The organism is Streptomyces sp. IBSBF 2435 (assembly GCF_036815005.1).
GTDB lineage: Bacteria > Actinomycetota > Actinomycetes > Streptomycetales > Streptomycetaceae > Actinacidiphila.
In genome coordinates, this window is record NZ_JAJSYW010000365.1 from 1 (window position 1) to 1,967 (window position 1,967).

The following is a 1,967-nucleotide window of genomic DNA, read 5'->3' on the forward strand; positions in this document are numbered from 1 at the left end:
GGCCGGGCCGCTGTCCCCGGGCGGGCTGCGGGGGGCCGGTCCTGCGGCCGGGGCGTTGCCCGGGTGGACGCGGAGGGGCCGTCCCGCGGCGGAGCCGTCCGGCTGAGGGGACACGGCGGACAGTGCCGAACAGGCCAGGGCCTAGACTCCCCCCGTATGGATCGGCTAAAGATCCAACCGGATCGCTGGACACCACCGGTCGATGAGTGAACGAGTCAACGAGGGGCGGACGGACGTGGACTACTTCCACGGCTACTCGGTCGTCGGCCTGGTCGCAGTCGTCGGTGTGCTCTTCGTGTCCGTCGCCTTCGCCTCCGGCCGCCTGCTGCGGCCGGTCGTGCCGACGCCGGAGAAGATGCTCACCTACGAATGCGGGGTCGACCCGGTCGGCGAGGACTGGGCGCACACCCAGATCCGCTACTACGTGTACTCCTTCCTTTACGTGATCTTCGCGGTCGACGCGATCTTCCTCTTCCCCTGGGCGACGGTCTTCGCCGCGCCCGGTTACGGGGGCACGACGCTGGTGGAGATGTTCGTCTTCATCGGCTTCCTCGCGGTCGGGCTGCTCTACGCCTGGAAGAAGGGCGTCCTGGAATGGACCTGACCCCGGCCGCGTCGGCGGCCCAGGCTGCTGCCTCCGGCGGCTCCGGCGTTCCTGGCGTCCCCGGCCTCAGCGTCGCTGGCTCCGGCTCCGGCGGTGCGGGAGGCGCGGGCGCCTCCGTCGCACCGCCCGAGCTGCTTCCCGAGCCGCGCCGGCTCGGCCCGCTGTCCCGGCTGGCGCCCGAGCCGATGAAGGTGGTCCTGAACTGGGGCCGCCGCTACAGCCTGTGGGTCTTCAACTTCGGCCTCGCCTGCTGCGCGATCGAGTTCATCGCCGCGTCGATGGCCCGGCACGACTTCATCCGGCTCGGCGTGATCCCGTTCGCCCCCGGGCCGCGGCAAGCCGACCTGATGATCGTCTCGGGCACGGTGACGGACAAGATGGCCCCGGCCGTCAAACGGCTCTACGAGCAGATGCCCGAGCCGAAGTACGTCATCTCCTTCGGCGCCTGCTCGAACTGCGGCGGCCCGTACTGGGACTCGTACTCGGTGACCAAGGGCGTCGACCAGATCATCCCGGTCGACGTCTACGTCCCCGGCTGCCCGCCGCGGCCCGAGGCGCTGCTCCAGGGCATCCTCAAGCTCCAGGAGAAGATCGCCCGCGAGTCGCTGGCGGAGCGGTACGCCCCCGCCAGGCCGTCCGTCCAGGCGCTGACCAGCGGGCTCGTCACCCCGCCGGCCGCACCGGGTGCCGCATCCGGGCCTGACGCCGGTTCTGACTCCGGCGCCGGTTCGGGCTCGGGCTCGGGCTCGGGGGACACGCCGTGACGGGCTGGCTGCCGCGGGAGGCCGCGGAGATCTTCGGCGCGGGCGCCACCGCCGAGGAGGCGTACGACCTGCTGACCGTCGATGTGCCGCCCGAGGCGTGGGTGGCGGCGCTGACCACGGCCCGCGACGAGCTGGGCTGCACCTTCTTCGACTGGCTGAGCGCGGTCGACGAGCCAGGCACCGGCTTCCGGGTGTGCGCGCACGTGGTGGCCCTGCACTCCGGCGGCGCCGCGGGCGGCGGTGGCGTACGGCGGCTGCTGCTGCGGACGACCGTCGGGCACGACGACCCCGCCGTCCCCACCGCGACCGGCGTCTACTCGGGCGCGGCCTGGCACGAGCGGGAGACGTACGAGATGTTCGGCGTCGCCTTCACCGGGCACCCCGGGCTCCTGCCGCTGCTGCTGCCCGAGGAGTTCGAGGGGCACCCGCTGCGCAAGGACTTCGTGCTCGCCGCCCGGGTCGCGAAGGCCTGGCCGGGCGCGAAGGAGCCGGGGGAGTCGCACGACGGCGGCCCCAAGCGGCGGCAGATGCAGCCGCCCGGGGTGCCGGACCCGAACGAGTGGGGCCCGCTCAAGGGCCAGCTCCCGGCTGCCCCCGCC

Annotated in this window: 3 protein-coding genes; all 3 read left to right on the top strand. The window is 73.2% G+C overall.

The genetic code is table 11. The annotated features are described in order from the left end of the window. Positions 1 to 202 precede the first annotated feature (202 nt). On the top strand, positions 203 to 604 hold the full coding sequence (locus V7E46_RS33395; protein ID WP_329175684.1) for an NADH-quinone oxidoreductase subunit A: 402 nt from the start codon (positions 203 to 205) through the stop codon (positions 602 to 604). Next, positions 595 to 1,368, top strand: coding sequence for an NADH-quinone oxidoreductase subunit B (locus V7E46_RS33400; RefSeq protein WP_333771906.1), 774 nt, complete (start codon positions 595 to 597; stop codon positions 1,366 to 1,368). The genes V7E46_RS33395 and V7E46_RS33400 overlap by 10 nt, the downstream gene beginning before the upstream one ends. Further along, positions 1,365 to 1,967 (top strand): NADH-quinone oxidoreductase subunit C (locus V7E46_RS33405; protein WP_333771907.1); only part of this gene is annotated, 603 nt, incomplete at its 3' end. The genes V7E46_RS33400 and V7E46_RS33405, both read left to right, overlap by 4 nt.